16 protein-coding genes are annotated in these 17,221 nt (G+C 70.8%); 5 read left to right on the forward strand and 11 right to left on the reverse strand.

The genetic code is table 11. From position 1 onward, the window contains the following. Positions 1-17 precede the first annotated feature (17 nt). The 4 genes from CG723_RS34035 to CG723_RS34050 form a co-directional block, all read right to left on the reverse strand. Positions 18-650 (reverse strand): TetR family transcriptional regulator, encoded by a 633-nt coding sequence (locus CG723_RS34035; RefSeq protein WP_100597355.1) that lies wholly within the window; start codon positions 648-650, stop codon positions 18-20. Positions 651-749: 99 nt separating this feature from the next. Then, on the reverse strand, positions 750-1,262 hold the full coding sequence (locus CG723_RS34040) for a DinB family protein (RefSeq protein WP_100597356.1): 513 nt from the start codon (positions 1,260-1,262) through the stop codon (positions 750-752). Between the two features lie 69 nt (positions 1,263-1,331). After that, entirely contained in the window at positions 1,332-2,006 is a 675-nt protein-coding gene (locus tag CG723_RS34045) for an SRPBCC family protein (RefSeq protein ID WP_100597357.1), read from the reverse strand. A gap of 284 nt (positions 2,007-2,290) precedes the next feature. Continuing rightward, positions 2,291-3,979: a class I adenylate-forming enzyme family protein gene (locus CG723_RS34050; protein WP_199842003.1), complete on the reverse strand. Its 1,689-nt coding sequence runs from the start codon at positions 3,977-3,979 to the stop codon at positions 2,291-2,293. A gap of 115 nt (positions 3,980-4,094) precedes the next feature. Between CG723_RS34050 and CG723_RS34055 the strand changes: the two genes are divergently transcribed. Continuing rightward, positions 4,095-4,706, forward strand: a complete 612-nt coding sequence (locus tag CG723_RS34055) for a TetR/AcrR family transcriptional regulator (RefSeq protein ID WP_199842004.1) — start codon at positions 4,095-4,097, stop codon at positions 4,704-4,706. 13 nt (positions 4,707-4,719) lie between these two features. On the opposite strand, the gene CG723_RS34060 is transcribed toward CG723_RS34055, so the two are convergent. Both CG723_RS34060 and CG723_RS34065 read right to left on the reverse strand, forming a co-directional pair. Then, positions 4,720-6,018, reverse strand: coding sequence for a hypothetical protein (locus CG723_RS34060; protein ID WP_100597358.1), 1,299 nt, complete (start codon positions 6,016-6,018; stop codon positions 4,720-4,722). A gap of 87 nt (positions 6,019-6,105) precedes the next feature. Then, entirely contained in the window at positions 6,106-8,010 is a 1,905-nt protein-coding gene (locus CG723_RS34065) for an alkyl/aryl-sulfatase (RefSeq protein WP_100597398.1), read from the reverse strand. Positions 8,011-8,048: 38 nt separating this feature from the next. Here CG723_RS34065 and CG723_RS48765 point away from each other — a divergent pair, with 38 nt between their 5' ends. Further along, a complete protein-coding gene (locus tag CG723_RS48765) occupies positions 8,049-8,180 on the forward strand; it encodes a hypothetical protein (protein WP_267893754.1) in 132 nt (43 codons plus the stop codon). Between the two features lie 187 nt (positions 8,181-8,367). Here CG723_RS48765 and CG723_RS34070 read toward each other — a convergent pair whose 3' ends face one another. Continuing rightward, positions 8,368-8,751 carry a DUF488 domain-containing protein gene (locus tag CG723_RS34070; RefSeq protein WP_100597359.1) on the reverse strand — a complete coding sequence of 128 codons (384 nt, stop codon included), beginning with the start codon at positions 8,749-8,751 and terminating at the stop codon, positions 8,368-8,370. A gap of 137 nt (positions 8,752-8,888) precedes the next feature. Here CG723_RS34070 and CG723_RS34075 point away from each other — a divergent pair, with 137 nt between their 5' ends. Beyond that, a complete protein-coding gene (locus CG723_RS34075) occupies positions 8,889-9,521 on the forward strand; it encodes an HdeD family acid-resistance protein (RefSeq protein ID WP_100597399.1) in 633 nt (210 codons plus the stop codon). An 83-nt stretch (positions 9,522-9,604) separates the two neighbouring features. Here CG723_RS34075 and CG723_RS34080 read toward each other — a convergent pair whose 3' ends face one another. Together CG723_RS34080 and CG723_RS34085 are read right to left on the reverse strand one after the other, a co-directional pair. Then, the gene (locus CG723_RS34080; RefSeq protein ID WP_442802615.1) at positions 9,605-10,753 is read right to left on the reverse strand and encodes a hypothetical protein; all 1,149 of its coding nucleotides are present in this window, start codon (positions 10,751-10,753) and stop codon (positions 9,605-9,607) included. Between the two features lie 136 nt (positions 10,754-10,889). Beyond that, the gene (locus CG723_RS34085) at positions 10,890-11,780 is read right to left on the reverse strand and encodes a GNAT family N-acetyltransferase (RefSeq protein WP_100597360.1); all 891 of its coding nucleotides are present in this window, start codon (positions 11,778-11,780) and stop codon (positions 10,890-10,892) included. Positions 11,781-11,975: 195 nt separating this feature from the next. Here CG723_RS34085 and CG723_RS34090 point away from each other — a divergent pair, with 195 nt between their 5' ends. After that, positions 11,976-13,166, forward strand: a complete 1,191-nt coding sequence (locus tag CG723_RS34090) for an acyl-CoA dehydrogenase family protein (protein ID WP_100597361.1) — start codon at positions 11,976-11,978, stop codon at positions 13,164-13,166. Between the two features lie 33 nt (positions 13,167-13,199). On the opposite strand, the gene CG723_RS34095 is transcribed toward CG723_RS34090, so the two are convergent. Next, complete coding sequence (locus CG723_RS34095; protein ID WP_100597362.1) at positions 13,200-13,898, reverse strand: SDR family oxidoreductase; 699 nt, start codon at positions 13,896-13,898, stop codon at positions 13,200-13,202. Between the two features lie 127 nt (positions 13,899-14,025). Beyond that, positions 14,026-15,486 carry a polyprenol phosphomannose-dependent alpha 1,6 mannosyltransferase MptB gene (gene mptB / locus CG723_RS34100; protein ID WP_159032613.1) on the reverse strand — a complete coding sequence of 487 codons (1,461 nt, stop codon included), beginning with the start codon at positions 15,484-15,486 and terminating at the stop codon, positions 14,026-14,028. A gap of 231 nt (positions 15,487-15,717) precedes the next feature. On the opposite strand from mptB, the gene CG723_RS34105 reads away from it, so the two are divergent. Then, the gene (locus tag CG723_RS34105) at positions 15,718-17,202 is read left to right on the forward strand and encodes an MFS transporter (protein ID WP_234374667.1); all 1,485 of its coding nucleotides are present in this window, start codon (positions 15,718-15,720) and stop codon (positions 17,200-17,202) included. The last annotated feature ends 19 nt before the right edge of the window (positions 17,203-17,221 follow it).

Below are 17,221 nucleotides of genomic sequence, written 5' to 3' on the forward strand. Positions count from 1 at the left end.
CCGTGTCGACGCGCGCCTCAGGTCTTCGGCATGAGCGTGTGCAGCAGGTCGACGCACTGCCGGAGATCCGGCTCGGGCGATGCGTGGTCGCCGGCCGCGCCCAGTGACCACTGCTCCAGGGCGGTGCGGGTCACGGCGAGCGCGATGCCGGTGAGAAGGCGGGGCCGGGGGTCGGCCGGAGGGGCGGCCATCCGCTCGGCCACCGCCTCCCTCACCTGTTCCTCGAAGGCGTCGAACCGCGCGTGCAGCGCCGCCCGCAGCTCCGGGTGCCGGTCGGCGATCCGGAAGGTGGCCTGGACGAGTTCACGGTCGGGTACGACGTCGTCCGTGATGTGCGCGGACAGAACGTCGAGCAGTTCGGTGAGCGTGGCCCGCGGAGCCGGGTCGCCGTGCGTGAGACGCAGGTGGAGCGCGTCCGGCAGCGGCGGCGGGCTGATGGTGAGCGCGGATTCCTTGCTCGGGAAGTAGTTGAAGAACGTGCGCTGGGAGATCCCGGCGGCGGCACTGATCATGTCGACCGTCACCCCGGCCAGGCCGTGCCCCTCGACGAGCCGTACCGCGGCCGCGTGGATCGCGTGTTCGGTCTCGCGGCGGCGCCTCGCGCGAAGACCCTCGCCTGCAGCGGACGACGTACGGGCCGGACTGGGCATGGCGACAGTCTCGCAGGTCGCACAACGCGCCCGTACAAGGGCCCGGCAGGCCGTGACCACCCCGGGCCGGAACCGGGTCGCAGGCGGGTGGGAACCGGGTCAGAAGTAGCCCCTCCCGCCGTCGAGAAGCTCACGGATCGCGTCGAGGTGACCGGCGTGCCGGGCCGTCTCCTCGATCATGTGCAGGAGGATCCACCGCAGATTCGCGGCCCCCGCGCGGAAGTCGGGGTGCCGGCCCGCCTGGTCGAGGGAATGCGCTGCGGTGATCTCGTTCGACCGGGCGTACTGGCGCGCGTACTCGCCGAGGAGCTGGTCGAGGGGGACGTCGTCGACCAGCATGTCGGCGTCCTCCGGCCCGTCGTCGAACTGGGGGCCCTCGGCCGCGCCGCCCATCAGCATGACCTCGAACCAGCAGTGCTCGACCCACCGCAGATGCGACACGACCCCGGCCAGGGTCATGGCGGGGGACGCGGGGAGTACGGACCGATGGGCGTCCTTCTCGGACACGCCCTCACACTTCCACTCGACGATGGCGCGCTGCATGTCCAGCCAGGCGACCAGCTGTGTTCGCTCGTCGGCGTCGTAGGCAGGGCGTATACGAGGAAGAGTCATGGGCGGGGACGCTACTGGTCCCGGCGCACCCGGCGCACGGGAATTTCCCGTGGGCGGATCCGGGCCGCCTCATGCCGCGGGGCGCGTCGCACGTTCCTTGGCGGCCGGGACCGAGGCGGGACGAGGCTCGGGGTGCTGCTCAGGGTGGGGCTCGGGATGGACCTGGGGCCGCGGTTCGGGACGGCCCTGCGGGCGAGGCGAGGCCGGCGCCGTGAGGGCCGGAGGAGCGGCCGCGGGATCGGCGGCGGGGGTGAAGGACGGGCCGGGCAGGCGTATCCGTCGCGGGGTGGCTATGACGTGGCAGTGCGGGGCGCCGAGGCGCTCGCCGAGCCGGCGCGCGTCCCTCGGCAGGTCGCGCCGCCAGGCCATGGCGACGACGGGCGCAAGGAGCGTCAGGGCGCCCGCGAGGCGGCACTGCACCGTGAGGCGCAGCAGGGTGCCGCGGCGGCGCGGGGAGAGCGTGAACGAGTACAGCGGCGTCTGGGCGCCGAGTGGGTTCCACATCCGGTCGCCGCGGAAGACGAGGTGCTCGCCCGGGACGTACGCCACGCACTGGAGCAGCTGGTCCCGGTGGCGCCCCGGAAAGCGGTAGACATGAACCACGCCCGGACCTGCAGGCTCTGCGCTCTCGGCGACGGTGTCGACACCCGAGAACCAGAGTTCGAGATTCCGTGCGTCGGAGAGGAAGTCGTACACCTCAGTGACGGATCGGCCTATGTGGACGTCCACGGAAATCTCTGGCATCACGCACCTCCCCGGCGCCCGTCCGGTCGTCGGCGCGGTTGCCGACGGGTACGCACCCCACGGGCTCTACCTTCCAAACGTGCGTGCGGATCGGCTCCACGACATCTCGGGTTAGCCCGAACGGGTGATGGGGCACGCACGTACAGTGGTCGCCTGCCCGGGACGGGGCCCGCCATGCGGCTCAGGGCGGCCCGGGGTGTGAGGGGGGTGCGGGGGAGGTGTGAGGGGCCGGGGCCGGGCCGCCACCAATCCGGGGACCCGGCGCCGAGCGTGTTGAACGTTCGTTAAATCTGCGGCTGGTGTGCCCGCCGCAGCTCCGCCTTCAGGACCTTCCCCGCGGCCGAGGTGGGCAGCGCCTCCAGGAACCGCACCTCGCGCACCCGCTGGTACGGAGCGACGCGGGCGGACACGTGCGCCATCAGCTCCTCCGCGAGCGCCGGGCCGGGGGCCGGCGAGGCATCCGGGCGCGCCACGACGTACGCCGCCGGTATCTCGCCCGCGTCCGCCGCCGGCACCCCGATCACCGAGACCTGCGCGACCGCCGGATGCCCGCTGAGGATCTCCTCCAGCTGGCCGGGATAGACGTTGTATCCCTTGTAGATCAGCATGTCCTTGGCGCGGCCCACGATGTAGACATGACCGCGCTCGTCGCACCGCGCCAGGTCGCCCGTGCGCAGCCAGCCGTCGACGAACTGCTCTGCCGTCAGCTCGGGATGGCCGAGGTAGCCCGCTGTGATCTGCGGGCCGCGGGCCCACAGCTCGCCCGTCTCGCCGTCGGGCACGCAGCTCCCGGTCTGCACGAGATCGCGGATCTCGACCTCGGTGTCGAAGACGGGCAGGCCGACCGATCCGATCGGCACCGGGTCATCGGGGTCGACGATCCCCGACGTGACTCCCATGGTGGCCTCGGTCAGCCCGTACCCCTCCACGACGCACGCCTGCGGGAACAGTGTCCCCAGGGCACGAAGTGTCGTCGTATCGATGGGCGCCGCACCCGAGTTGACCACGCGGACCGCGGGGAGCGCACGGCCCTGTGCGGCGGGGGCGGCGAGCAGGGCGTGGAAGAGCGCGGGGGACCCGGCGATCTGGGTGGCTCCGAACTTCTCGGCCAGTTCGAGGAACCGCTCGGGGTCGAAACGTCCGGCGAGGACGCTCGTCAGCCCGGCGAGCACGCCGATCGACTGGCCGACCAGGCCCATGGCGTGGAAGAACGGCGCGACGGCGACCGAGACGCCCTGCCCCGGAGGGTTGGTGTACTCGGTGGCGGCCTCGGGAACCGGATCGAGGAAGATGCCCCCGTCGGGGTCCACCGCGGGCACGGCGGCCGCGCGCCAGCAGGTGAACTGGAGGCAGTTCGCCACGACCTGGCGGTGCAGCACCTGGACCGCCTTCGAACGCCCCGTGGTGCCGCCCGTGAAGGACAGGTGGGCGACCGCGTCGGGCGTGACGCGTGGGCCGGGCTCGGGGGCCGCCGCGAGCAGGTCGGCGAGAGGCACGGTGCCGTCGAGGTGTGCCGGATCGCCGGGCGCGACGGCCGACGGTGGTACGAGGGCCAGCAGTTCGAGCCCTTCGGTGCCGGCCGCGAGGAGCGCCGGTGCTGTCGCCGGATGCGTCACGGCCGCCCGGGCCCCCGCCTCGTCCAGCTGTGCGCGCAGGGCCGTCGGGGGCAGGGTCGGGTTGATGGGCGCCACGATCGCGCCGGCCAGCAGGATCCCGTAGTAAGTGACCGGGAACCAGAGGGAGTTGGGCTGGTGCAGTGCCACCACATCGCCCTCGGCGATGCCGCGCTCACGCAGCCCCCGCGCGAAGCTGAGCGCCTGGTGGTGGAGTTCCGCGAAGGTCAGCGTGTCGTCGCCGTCGCGCAGGGCGACGCGGTCGGGGTATCTCCTGGCCGAACCGGCGAGGATGTCCCCGACGGACGCCTCGGGGTAGGAGAGGCGGGCCGGCATGCCCTTCGGGTGGCGACGGATCACGCGGCAACTCCCTTGTCGACGAGTGCGACGGGCGTGCAGTCAGAACATTCGTTAAGCTACGGTCCCCGTCGGCAGGTGTCCAGACGCCGGGACAGGAGCAGGAGATCGGAGAGCTGTGTCCACTCGACCCGCAGGCCACAAGGCCATCGTCGAGGCTGCCCGGCAGGAGTTCTCCGAGCGCGGCTACGGGACCACCTCGATCCGCGACATCGCCCAGCGCGCCGGGGTGAGCCTGTCTGCCCTGTACTACTACTACAAGGGCAAGCAGGACTTGCTGGTCGCCATCCTCGACGACGGTCTCGACGCCTACTTCGGTGCGTGCGACGAGGCGTTGGAGGCGGCGGGCGACGATCCGGCCGAACAGCTGGAGGCGCTCGTCGCGGCGACCGTGCGGTTCCGTACGGAACACCCCGTGAAGAGCAGCATCGTGCTGACCGAGGGGCGCAGCCTGGAGCCCGAGCACCTGGCGCGCTACCGGAAGAACGAGGCGCGCGGCAGCCGGCAGTTCCGCGACGTCGTCGAGCTGGGCGTTGAGCAGGGCATCTTCCTCACCCGCTACCCGGACGACGCCCGGCGCGCGGTGATCGCCATGTGCAACGCCATCGGGGAGTGGTACCAGTCCGAGGGACCCGTATCCGTGGACGAGTTGGTGGAGCGGTACGTGGCCCTGGCGCTGACCGTGGTCGAGTACCGCCCGCGCGCGGTACGCCGGCCCGCGCGTGCCTGACATCGAAACCGCGTCACCCCGCAGGGGCGGCCGTCACATGCGGAGATCCGTCGTCGTCCAGGAACTCGATCACCGCGAGAGCGATGAGCGCGCAGAGAGCGATCCACACGATGACGACGCCCGTCGGACGGTCCCACACCAGCATGATCACGGCCGACACGGCGACGACCGTCCAGTTGAGCCACGTCTTCGCCCGGTGCACCCACGCCCCCACCGGCCCGCCGGTGAGGCCCGCCGCGTCGCGCACCGCGCCGATGCCGCCGCGCCACATGGCCTTGACCCGGGTCGCCGCACGGCCGTCGCCGCTCAGCCAGGCCGCGAGCGCCACCACGATGCCGACGGTGATCAGCATGCGCACCGTCGTCCGCAGGAACCGCACGAGCGCGTCGTAAACGGCGCCGGCGGCCGGCTGCGACACCTCGGAGGGCAGCCCGTCGAGATAGAAGGCGCGGAAGACCCACAGGCCGATGCCGAGGATCGCGGCGCCCACCGCGATCGCGATCCCGGCCGCCACCAGCGCGCGCCGCTTGCGGACGGCCAGGAGGACGGCGCAGGCGGCGAGGACCAGGGTGATGACGGGCAGCCAGACCCCCATGAGCTGGAGCAGCCGGAAGCCCTTCTTGATCTTGCCGATGGAGTCGGATGTCATGACCGTGAAGTCGGTGTGCACCTCGGGGATCTTTGAGGCGACCCCGAGGCCGCGGTCGACGAGCCGCTGCTTCGCCTCGTCGATGACGGGCGCCAGGTCGATCGTCACCGCGTCGTTCGTGAGCTTGACGGCGCCGCCGCCGCTCCCGGTCAGCGCCTTGTCGACCGCCGTGTGCACGCGCCGGTTGAGGCCGGTCCACAGCTTCTCGAACGAGTCGCTCGACACGAACTTCTGGACGATGTTGTGCACAAAGCCGCTGAGTCCGCTGGTGAGCGGGCCGCTCAGCCTGCCCAGTGCCTTTTCGAGCCTCGGCCGGTCGGCGGGTGCCACGTCGCTGAGGAGCGCCTTGAGATCGATGTTCTCCATGACGACGTTCGTGACACGGTTCGTGACAGCCGCCTGCACATCGGGATCGGAAGCGAGCGGCTCCATCGTCGCCACATAGCGATCGGTGTCTCCGACGATGTCGCTGGCCCATGTCGCGACCGCGCTGAGCGGCGTCAGGATCGCCACGAGGACGATCAGCAGGCCGGCGAAGAACGAGCGCAGATGGTGCCGGGGCCGGGCCGGCGCCGCGGCCTCCAGCTGAGCGACCCGGGCGCGCAGCGCCGTCATGTCGTCGCTGGTGTCCGCCGGGGGACGGTCGTCACGGTCCGGTGTCATGTACTCATGGGATGGCATGCGGTGGCCGAGGGCCCGCTGGACTAGTGCGTATGGGCGGCCACCGCACTCCGTCACCCGTCACCCCTGTCACGGAGTGACGATCGCGAAGTCCGGATCGTTCTCGTCGAGGACCGAGAGCAGGGTGTCGAGGGCGCCCAGGTCGCCCGAGTGATAGACGCCGTGGAGACCCTTCCCGGCCAGCAGGGTGAGGAGTTGGGGCTTCGTCAGCGTGAGGGAGAGGTCCGCGCTGTCGGCGGGCCGGGTCGTACGGGTGTGGACCAGGACCCCGTTGTGCAGCGTCATGCGGTACATCTCGCCCAGGTCCGACAGATGCCAGTGCAGGGTGAGCGAGTGGTCCCACGCCCTCGGCCCGTCGACCCGGACCGCGAGCGAGTCGAAGAGCTGCTCGATGTTCAGCGCGTCGCCCATGTTGCCGCCGCCGATGCTGGTCGCCCTGACCTCGCCGCGCAGCTCCTGGGCGCCGGTGAGGTAGCAGTTGCGCCAGGTCGCGCACTCCGCGCCGTGCGCGAGCCGCTCGAAGGTCTCCGCGAGCAGCTCCTTGGCGTCAGCGCTGTCCGGCGCGGCGAACACGGCGTGCCTCAGGAGCTGGGCGGCGAACCGCAGATCGCCCTCCTCCAGGTACGTACGCGCCTTGCCGAGCACCGCTTCGAGCCCGCCCATGCAGTCGACGTAGCGTTCGGCGGTCTCGGTGGGCGGGTGCTCCCACAGGGATGCGGGATTGCCGTCGTACCAGCCCATGTAACGCTGGTAGATGGCCTTCACGTTGTGGCTGACGGAGCCGTAGTAGCCGCGCGCGTGCCAGGCCGCGGAGAGCGCGGGCGGCAGCTCGATCAGCTCGGCGATCTCCGCCCCCGTGTATCCCTGGTTGAGCAGGCGCAGCGTCTGGTCGTGCAGATACGCGTACACGTCGCGCTGCTCGGCGAGGAACGACCTGATGCGGTCCGAGCCCCAGGTCGGCCAGTGGTGCGAGGCGAACAGGACGTCCGCGTCGTGGCCGAAGAGCTCGATGGCCTCGTTGAGGTAGCGGGCCCAGATCCGGGCGTCGCGGACCACTGCGCCGCGCAGGGTCAGGATGTTGTGCAGGTTGTGCGTGGCGTTCTCGGCCATGCACAGGGCGCGCCGCTGCGGCAGCAGGAAGTTCATCTCCGACGGCGCCTCGGTGCCCGGGGTCATCTGGAAGCGGAACACGACGCCGTCGAGGGTCAGTTCCTGTCCTGTGTGCCGGACCTCGACCGTGGGCGCCATCAGCCCCGCGGTGCCGGTGGACGCGGTGAAGCCGAGCCCCATGCCCACGAGACCCTCGGGCCCGCGCTCCAGGTTGGCGCCCGTGTAGTAGGTGCCGCGGCGCAGCATCGCCGCACCCGCGTACACGTTCTCCGCGACGGAATGCTCCATGAAACCCTGTGGAGCGATCACGGGTACGTCGTCGTCGGCTCCGATGACGCCGAGCACACCGCCGAAGTGGTCGAGGTGGGAGTGGGTGAACACGACGGCGGCGACGGGCCGTTCGCCGCGCTGCGACCGGTAGAGCTCCAGCGCGGCGGCCGCCGTCTCCGCGGAGGCGAGCGGGTCGACGACCACGACACCGTGGTCGCCCTCGATCAGCGTCATGTTGGAGAGGTCGAACCCGCGTACCTGGAAGACGCCCTCGGTCACCTCGAACAGGCCTGCCCGCGCGCACAGTTGGGACTGCCGCCACAGGTTCGGGTGCGCGGTGTCGGGACAGTCCTCGTCGAGGAACGCCGTGTCGTCGAAGTTCCACACGACACGACCGTCCTCGGCCGTGACCGTCGAGGAGAGCGGCGGAGAGACAAGGCCCCGGTCCGCCTCCTCGAAGTCGGACCGGTCGGCGAAGTCGGGGGCGGAGTCGGGGGTGTCGGAGGTGGTCACTTCGGTCTCCCAAGGATGGTGTCGGCGGCGCGCTTCAGTGCCGGAGGACGCGCGCAGGAACAGCGCCACCACCTGCGCCATGTGCTCGATCTCGGAGGGTCCACGCTCTCGTCCGGGGCGTGGACCAGGCACTGCGGTTCCTCCACGCCCATCAGGAGCCGTACACCGCCATGGCCGGAGCGGCCCGCGGACTCGCCACCGACGCGGTCGTCATCAGCGCCGGCGTGCCCCACTTCACGGCGGCGCCGTGACCGGTGCCGCCGCCCTCGTCCGCGGTCCCGGTTCGTCGGACGGGACATCCATGGTGGTCATACGGGCCCTCCCAGGTCGCGTCGTTGCACAAAATTGGCATAGCTTGTGCCGTTTCGCACCTGCTGTCGGGTCGGCCCGTACGCACGAGGGGTGCGGCGGGACCCGATCCGCGCCGTCCCCGGACGGTCAGCTCTCGGTCAGATGCCGCACCAGCACCGGCACATGGCTGTGTTCGATGTCCTTGACCGAGGTGACCAGCGTGACCGTGCCCGTACGGGCCATCGCGCGCAGCTTGTCCGTCAGCTCCACGCGGTCCGGCTCCGCGAGCTCGTCGCGGTAGCGGCGCTCGAACTCCTGGAAGCGGGATGTGCGGTCCTCGTGGTACCAGGAGCGCAGCGCGGAGGACGGTGTCAGGTCCTTCATCCACGCCTGGACGTCGGCCCGTTCTTTGGAGACGCCGCGCGGCCACAGGCGGTCCACCAGGACCCGGGTTCCGTCGTCCGCCGAGGGCGGATCGTAGACCCGGCGGACGCGGAAGTGCGGTTCGGAGCTCTTGGAGCGTTCTGTCATGGCCCAATTGTGCGGAGTTTCCCGGCGTCGTGTCCGCGGTTGTCCGCCGCTCCGGTGACGGCCCCCGGATGCCGGAGGCGTACGTCGTTCGCCTCACCCGAGTGGCGGGCGCGCCGACGTCGTGTGAACAGTCGGACATGACGCACGCACCGCACGAACCCCGAACCCCGGCGGCCGAAGAGACCCGCGAGGAGCGCACTTCCCCGCCCGAGGGTCCCCTCGGGCGCCTGGCTCAATCCGCCTGGCAAGTAGTGCTCCTGGCAGGCATAGCCGCCCTGATCCTGGGCGTACTGGTCCTGGTCTGGCCCGGGGCGTCCCTGTTCGCCGCCGGAGTGCTCTTCGGCGTGTATCTCCTGGTCACCGGCGTATTCCAGCTGGTGGCCGCGTTCGGCACGCATGTCACCACCGGGCTGCGCGTGATGGCCTTCATCAGCGGCGCGGTGTCGATCCTGCTCGGCCTGTTCTGCTTCCGCGGGGCGACGCAGTCGATCCTGCTGCTCGCGCTGTGGATCGGTATCGGCTGGCTGTTCCGCGGCATCACCCAGACCGTCGCGGCCGTCTCCGACGAGGCGATGCCGGCGCGCGGCTGGCAGATCTTCCTCGGCGTCGTGAGCGCGCTGGCCGGTGTGGTCCTGATCGTCTCGCCGTTCGAGTCCGTCGCCGTACTCACCCTGGTCGGCGGCTGCTGGCTGCTGGCGGTCGGCGTCGTGGAGATCGTCACGGCGTTCCAGCTGCGGAGCAAGGCGAAGCGGATTCCGCACGGGGTGTGACGGGGGTCCTGAAGGCCGGTACGCGCGCGCCGGGCGCCCACATCGGGACGCCCGGCGCGACGGCTCCGGTCTGTCGGTGACGGTCACACCGCGACCGTCTCCTCCATCTCTTCCTCTGCCGCCTCTTCCGCTGCTGCCTCTTCTTCTGCTGCCGCCGTGGAGCGGGCAGGCGCCTGAGTCACGCTGTGCGTGACGTGCTGCCGGGGCTCGACCTCGACGGCACCGCGCCGCCGCTCCGTGAGCGCGGCAAGCCCCGTCAAGGCCAGGCCGACGACGAGCCAGACAGCCAGTGTCCACACGTTCCTGGCCAGGTCGTGGCTGCCGAAGTAGAGCAGGCTGCGCGAGCCCTCGACAAAGCCGGCACCGTTCCAGAAGGCGTGCAGGGTGCCGAAGAAGCCGTTCTGCAGCTCGGGCCGGTAGAGGCCGCCGGAGCTGGTGAAGTTCAGCATCACGAACAACACCATGAGCGCGAGCGTCGTCCACCGCTTCAGGAACGTGTGCAGACCCACGCCGATGAACAGAATGCCCGCCGAGTAGAGCCAGGACATGGCCCACATGCCCCACAGGCCGTGGTGGGCCAGGTGGAACACGGGTCCCGCGAGAGCCGCTCCGACGAGGCCGACCACGCCGGACACACCGACCACGAGCGCGGCCCGCGTCCGCATCGACAGGGCGGACCCCGCCGCGCCGATCACGGCCACCGACGCGTACGAGCCGATGCTCAGCGCCACCAGCAGGAAGAACAGCCCCTGACCCGTCGGGTCGTCCGAGACGGTCGGGGTCACGTCCGTCACCTTGAGCGGCACGCCCTGCTGCGTGGCGACGGGGGTGAAGATCTTCTCGGCGGTGATCGCGCTCATGTCGGACCCGGCGGTGGCGACGATCAGCTCGGGGGACTTCGCGCTCAGGACGTACGCGCCGTCGATGTCACGGGACTGAAGCTGCTCCACGGCCGCCGGGCGGCTGTCGAGCGTACGGACGTCGAGCGCGTCGCCGGCCTTGTCCTTCACCGTCTGGGCGAAGACCTTCGCCTCGGGCCCCGCCCCGACGACCGCCACCGGCAGATGGTGCGGCTCGGGCGCCACGAAGGCCCCCATGTACGCGAGCCCCATGCCCAGGCACATCAGCAGCGGGGTGATGAGGTGGGTCAGCACATGGCGCAGCGCCGGATTCCGCACGCCGTGCACGGCGCCCGCGGACTCGGAGCGATGTGCCTTGTGATCGGCGGGCATGGGCAGGACCTCCAGCTGGTTGGGTTGGTGTTTACAACCTTTCACGTTGTACTCTACAACTATCTCGGCGGGATGGGGTACGGGGGAGGGTGTGACGATGGCCACCGCGGCCCCGCGGCGGCCACCGCATGTGCCGTCAGCCCTGCTGGAGCTCGAGCTGGTACTCGTACGTCCGATGCGTCGGCAGGTAGCCGAGTCCGTCGTTCACGGCGCGCATGTGCGTGTTGCTGTCGGCGGTGTCCGTGAGCAGGCCCCCGAGCTTCGGGTGGCGGCCGCGGGCGCGGAGAACGGCCTCGGCCTTCATCCAGCGCGCGAGGCCGTGGCCGCGGTGCTCGGGCAGCACGCCCGTGCCGTAGTGCTGTCCGTCGCCCGTGCCGTCGCCGGGGACGACGAGCTCGGTGAACCCCACGACGGTGCCGTCGGAGGCGTCGACCGCCACGACCGTGTCGAGGTGTTCGCCGCGTTCCTCGACCGCCTTGGCCACCGCACGGACGCGGTCCACGTCCCACGCGACCGTCCCGTAGTCGGTGTCGTCCATGGGCATGTCGTCCATGGCGCGACGCGACGCGGCGAACGTCGCGGCCAGGTGGTCCGGAACCGTCCCTTCCCAGGAGACGAGCCGGTATCCGGGGTGCTCCGCGCGCGCCGTCCGAGTGAGGGCCGGGACGTCCGCTTCCGCGAGCGGGAGTCGCGCGTACGTCAGGTTCAGCACCCGGCGGAACCCTCGCGCGGCCAGGAACAGGTCCGCGGGTGAGCCGTCGTCGGCCGGGGCGGTGAGCGAGCGCCGCCCGTCGTCCTTCGCGGCCGTCACCGCCGCGTCGAGGAGCCGGGTGCCGGCGCCGCGACGCCGTTCCGCGGGATGGACCTGGAGGGCCAGCTGGGCGAGATGCCGCTGCCCGTCCCGGTCGATGAGCCGCAGGAACGCGGACCCGACCGGGTTTCCGTCGGTGTCGGACGCCAGCCAGGCGAGGCGGCGGCCGTCCGGGCCGCCGGACGGATCGGTCAGCGGTGTCAGGTTCAGCGACAAGAGGGCTCCTTGTACAGGGAGTTGAGGACGCGGCTGAACCTAACCACGGGCGCGCGCCCCCGCAAAGGGATTGACCGCGCGGTCCCCCGGAGCCGGAACCGTCCGCCCGCGCCCATTCCTTATTTCTGAAACGAGTTCTACTGTGTGCGCCGTCAGGACCGGGACCCGGTGTACCAGCGACCGCCAGGAGGGGCCGTGCACCTCGAATACACGCCCGAGCAACAGCAGTTGCGCGCGGAGCTGCGCGCCTACTTCGCGGAGCTGGTGCCCGACAACGCGTACGCCCGCTACGAGGATCCGGCCGCGCAGAAGCGGTTCTACCGCGAGACGGTGCGCCGGCTCGGCACCGACGGATGGCTCGGCGTCGGGTGGCCGAAGGAGTACGGCGGGCGCGGCCTGACGCCCATGGAACAGTTCATCTTCTTCGACGAGGCCGCGCAGGCGGGCGTGCCCCTGCCGCTCATGGCGCTCAACACCGTCGGCCCCACGATCATGCAGTACGGCAGCGACGAGCAGAAGGCGTACTTCCTGCCGAGGATCCTCTCCGGAGAGCTCGACTTCGCCATCGGCTACAGCGAGCCCGACGCGGGCACCGACCTCGCCGCGCTCAAGACGCGGGCGGTGCGCGACGGGGACGAGGCAACCGGCCACTACACGGTGAACGGGCAGAAGATCTGGACGACCAACGGCGACACGGCCGACTGGGTGTGGCTCGCCGTGCGCACCGACCCGGACGCCCCGCCGCACAAGGGCATCACCATGCTCCTGGTGCCGACGTCGGACCCCGGCTACTCCTGCACCATCATCAACACCCTTGCCTCGCACGACACCACGGCCAGCTACTACGAGAACATCCGGGTTCCCGTCAGCCGCCGCGTCGGTGAGGAGAACAAGGGTTGGCGCCTCATCACCAACCAGCTCAACCACGAGCGCGTGACGCTCGCCGCCCACGGCACCATGGCGATCCGCGCGCTGCGCGACGTGCAGCGCTGGGCCATGGACACCAAGCTCGCCGACGGGCGCCGCGTCATCGACCTCGGCTGGGTGCGCAAGCGCCTCGCCCAGACGCACACCCGGCTCGACGCGATGAAACTCCTCAACTGGCAGATGGTGAACGCCGTCCAGGAAGGCAGCCTCACCCCGCAGGACGCCTCCGCCGTAAAGGTGTACGGCTCCGAGGCGCGCCGCGAGGCGTACGCCTGGCTGATGGAGGTCGTCGCCGCGGCGGGAGCGCTCAAGGAGGGCTCGGCGGGCGCCGTCCTGCACGGCGAACTCGAACGCGGCTACCGATCAGCCGTGATCTTCACGTTCGGCGGCGGCAACAACGAGATCCAGCGCGAGATCATCTCCTGGATAGGCCTGGGCATGCCCCGCGTCCGCCGCTGAGGCGCCTTTTCGTACGGTCGTTGGGACGCGGGGTCAGCCGAGCTGCCCGGACGGCCGCATGGTGATGTGGTTGATGTCCACGCCCGCGGGCTGGTTGACGGCGAAGACGATCGTGTCCGCGATGTGTTCGGCGGTCATCGCCGGCGCCGCCTCGGGGGTGCCGCCGCGCTGGTCCCAGAACGGGGTGTCCACCACCCCGGGGGCGATGACGGTCACGCCGACCCCGTCCTTGCCGACCAGCAGCCGGGTGTTCTCGGCCAGCGCGTGCGCGGCCCACTTGGTGACCGAGTACAGGTTGCCGGGCGTGTTGCGCACCCCCGCGACCGAACCGATGATCACGATCCGGCCCTTGGACGCCCTGAGGTGCGGCAGGGTCTCCCGCACCAGCAGGGCCGGGCCCAGGACGTTGGTGAGGACCATGGCGCGCATGTCCTCGGGGGCGTGGCTCTCCAGGTTGCCGGGCAGTGAGAAACCGGCGTTGGCGATGACGTTGTCCAGCCGGTCCCACGCGTCCACCACGTGGCGCACGGCGGAGGCGACGTCGTGTTCGTCGCTGGTGTCGCCTGGGATCGTCAGCAGCCGCTCGCCCGCTGCGGCCGAAGCGGCGAAGGCGGCGAGCTTGTCCGCGTCACGTCCGGTGACGGCCACGCGGTGGCCCTGCTTGAGCAGGGCGCGGGCGGTGGCGGCGCCGATTCCGGTCGAGCCACCGGTGATCAGCGTGACGGGTTCCATGTGACGGCCTCCTGCGTGGTGTGGCCATCGGGGATCCGCCGGGATCCTGGACGTCGATGAACGCGTGGTGGCGCGTGAGGTCGACCGGCTCCGGGCCCCGGTTCCCCGGAACGCCCGCACTATAACTTCAGGGGAACCGCAGAGGCTCTCCGTAACTGGGCCGGGGGGAAGGCTGCAGCCCTGCGTCACGGGCTCGCTGAGACGTCCATGCCGCCCACAGCAGGATGGCCGAGATCCCCAGGACGGCGCCGACCACATCCGGGACGGTGGGCCCCCGGCCCGACGGAAACACCATGAGAACCACAACGACGACCGCCGTCTTGACCCGGGTGTCCGCCAGCGGGCGCCATGCGACGGTGGCCAGGGGCACCGCACCCCACAGCAGGTACCAGCCTTGCACGGCTGGAGCACACACCACCAAAGCCAACAACCCCAGGGCCGCGGCGCGTTCGGCGCCGAGGCGAGGAGCGCGTGCCAGGAAGTACAAGGCGCCGCAGGCCCCTGCCAAGGTGCCGATCGTACGCATCACTGTCACCGGGTCCGGCGTGGTGTCCCAGCCGGCTTCGGTCCCGATCCACCTCAGCAGCCGCCCGACGTCCGTGGCCACCGACATCGGCGTGTACGAGTGGGCCGGCGTGCGGATCGTATGGAGCCAACCCCAGCCCAGCCCGCTGAGCGTCACTGTCAGCACCAGCGTCCCGACGGCCGCGAGGAGGATCCCCGCCGCGCGGCCCAAGCGTCGCCACCGGCCCGTCTGACCGGCGACTGCCACCAGGGCGGCGCACCCCAACGCCACCGCGGCCGGGGCCTTCACCAACGCGGCGCACGTCAGCGCGACAACGCCCAGAACCCATCGTCCCGACCGGCACGCCACAAGACCGGTCATCATCAAGCCGAGCATCAGCGCCTCGTTGTGCGCCCCGCCCACCAGGTGGGCCAGCACCAGCGGATTCAACGACGCTGCCCACCAGGCGCCTGAGCCGTCGCCGCCCGACCGGGTCGCGAGCCACTGAACCGACCAGGCCAGCAGGGCGAGCCCCGCGAGCGCGGCCACCCGATGGAGCACGACAGCGGCGACCACATGGTGTTCGCCGGTCACGAAGACCACGGCCCGACTCACAAGAACGGACAGGGGGCCGTACGGAGCCGGCGCGTCCCGCCACACTTCGGGGACATTTGCTGCGAGATGCCCGCCGAGTGCCGAGGGCCCGACTTCGTACACGTTCCAGGAGCGCCCGGCCAGTGCGCCCTGGGCCACGTAGCTGTAGATGTCCATGCTGAACAGCGCCGGCGCCGGGAGCAGAGGCAGCGCCCAGCCGCCCAGCGTGAGCCACTGGCGCCGTCTGCTCATCACCGCGCCGGCCCGCAGCAGCGTGCCCAACTGCCACCAGGACCAGAGCAGCAGACTGAGTCCCGCATACGCCGCCGTCGCACCGATCAGCGCGAGGGCGGGTCCCGGGGCTCCCCAGATCCCGTCCGGCACGCCGCGCGGCAGCGCGCCGGCGCCCCAGGCACCGCATGAGAGCAACGCAGAACCCCACATGCCGCGCTGTGCCCAGACCCGAATACCGCTATCCGCCGCTCTCATTCGCACGAAGGTAGAGCGCTTTCCGGATCACCGCACCAGCTCTGCCCCAATGAACGGCAAACGCCGGATGTCACCTGTGTCTGCGGCCGGGATGGGTTCATGGTCACAGCTTGGATCATGCGCCGCTGCCGAGTCCACGGGCGTGCCCACGATGTGGACATGCGGAGGGGTGAATTCCGGCCGGTGCATACGATCCGACGGTACGTCCTCGCACCACACCGGAAGGCGCTCGTGAGTTCCACCTCCCCCCTGTCCACCAGCACATCTCCGGTGACGCCGTCGGGCACGGTACTGATCCGCTCCGCGGCCGACGTCTCCGATCTCGTCAACTCGGGCACGGCGCGGGGCCGGCACGCCAAGATGATCGTGATCATCGCGCTCGGCGGCATCTTCCTCGACGCGTACGACCTGAGCTCCCTGGCCTACGGGCTGCCCGACATCACCCGGCAGTTCGGCCTCAGCTCCACCATGGCCGGCACGGTCACCGCCTCGATCAGCGTCGGTTCGCTCCTCGGCGCCCTCGTCGGCGGCTGGCTCGTCGACCGGATCGGCCGCTACCGCGTCTTCATGGCCAACATGCTCTTCTTCGTCGCCACCGCGCTGGTGTGCGCGGTCGCGCAGGACGTGTGGACGCTGATCGCCGCGCGCTTCGTGATGGGCATCGGCGTCGGCATGGACATCCCGGTCGCGATCGCGTTCCTCGCCGAGTTCTCCCGGCTGCACGGCAAGGGCAGCAAGGGCTCTCGCACGGCCGCCTGGTCACCCGCCTGGTACACCGCGACCAGCGGCTGCTACCTCGTGATCATGGTGCTGTACTTCGTCCTGCCGGACGCCCAGTTGGGCTGGCTGTGGCGGTTCACCGTCGGCTTCGGCGCGGTCCCCGCGCTGCTGGTACTGCTGCTGCGCCGGCGCTACATGAACGAGTCCCCGACCTGGGCCGCCGACCAGGGCGACCTGGAAGGCGCGGCGAAGATCCTGCGGCAGTCGTACGGCGTGGACGCGCGCGTCGCCGACGACGCGCCCAAGACGGCGCCCCGCCCGCCCCGCACCGGCCTCGGCGCGTACGCGCGGCTCTTCGCCCCGCCGTACCGCACGCGCACGATCCAGTCGGTGGCGGTCGGTCTTGCGGAGACCTTCGGCTACAACGCGGTCGCGTTCGGACTGCCGATCATCATCGCCACGCTGATGACCCAGGGCCCGCTCACCACGATCGCGTCCTCCTTCGCCCTGAACCTCGTCTTCGCCCTGACCGGCGGGCTGCTCGGCATCCGCTGGGCGTCGACCCGCGGCGCCTGGCCGATGATGACGCTGGGCTTCGCGATCCAGTTCGTCGCCATCACGGTGCTCGGCCTCATCGGGGATCCGTCCGGGACGGCCGTCGTGACGGCGGGCATCCTGATGCTCGGCGCGTTCATGTTCGCGCAGGGCTTCGGCCCCGGCGCACACATCATGAGCTACGCCTCGCTGGGCTTCCCGACGTCGATGCGCGGTGTCAGTATCGGCTTCAACCAGGCCGTACTGCGCCTGGGTTCGACCTTGACCCTCTTCTTCTTCCCCATCCTCAGCACCGGCCTCGGCACCCACGTCTACTGGGTCATCCTCGCCGCCCCCGTCCTCGGCCTGACGGCCCTACTGGCGAAGCGCTGGGAGCCGATCGGCTTCGACGCGGACGCGGAGGAACGGAGCCGGTCCGGGCTGACGGCATCCAAGGCCTGAAGGACCGAACACCTGTGCC

Origin of the sequence: Streptomyces sp. CB01635, from assembly GCF_002803065.1 — a bacterium.
GTDB lineage: Bacteria > Actinomycetota > Actinomycetes > Streptomycetales > Streptomycetaceae > Streptomyces.